1 protein-coding gene is annotated in these 840 nt (G+C 69.2%); it reads right to left on the reverse strand.

Annotation, left to right across the window (positions count from 1 at the left end; translation table 11 throughout):
- On the reverse strand, positions 1-840 hold an 840-nt coding region (locus AQI94_RS42235), incomplete at both ends, for a condensation domain-containing protein (RefSeq protein WP_263973331.1).

Genomic DNA, 840 nt, shown 5'->3' on the forward strand with positions numbered 1-840 from the left:
ACCGTCCCCCGGGCCCGACAGCACCACCGGATACACACTCGTGAACCAGCCCACCGTTCGCGACACATCGACGTCGGCGCCCACATCCTCACGACCATGGCCCTCGACATCCACCACCACCGACCGCGCCCCGCACCACTCCGTCAGCACCGCCCCCAGCGCACTGAGCAGCACATCATTGATCTGCGTACGGAACGCCTGCGGCACCTCCCGCAGCAACCGCTCCGTCCACTCCTCACCAAGGAACACATGCACCCGCCGCGCCAGACCGACCGGGTTCGCACCACCCAGCTCACGGGGCAGCGCGGTGCCCGCCACCTCGGTACGACGCCAGTACGCGGCCTCCTCCGCCAGCTCCGGGGTCACCGCCAGCTCCGCCAGCCGCTCCGCCCAGCGCATGAAGGATGTCGTCTTCACCGGCAGCACGACCGCGTGCCCGGCGGCCGCCTGCACGTACGCCGACGTCAGATCCTCCAGCAGCACCGGCCAGGACACCGCATCCACGACCAAGTGATGCACCGCGAGGAGCAGCAGACTGCCCCGCTCACCACGCTCGAAGAGCGCCGCACGCACCAACGGCCCCTCGCCCAGATCCAGGCTCGCCTGCACCTGCGTCGCCCTAGCCTCCAGGACCGCCTCGTCCCACCCGACCGCGTCCAGCACCGTCAACAGATCCGCAGGCTCAGCCGCCACCACCCGCCCGACCCACCGGCCCTCCTCACACAGGAAACGGGACCGCAGAACGTCGTGCTGCTCGACAAGGGCATGCAGAGCTATCCGCAGCACCTCCGGATCGACCTCGTCGGAGACGTCGAGGACCATCGACTGATTGAAGTGCCA

Origin of the sequence: Streptomyces pseudovenezuelae (genome assembly GCF_001513955.1) — a bacterium.
Lineage (GTDB): Bacteria > Actinomycetota > Actinomycetes > Streptomycetales > Streptomycetaceae > Streptomyces > Streptomyces pseudovenezuelae.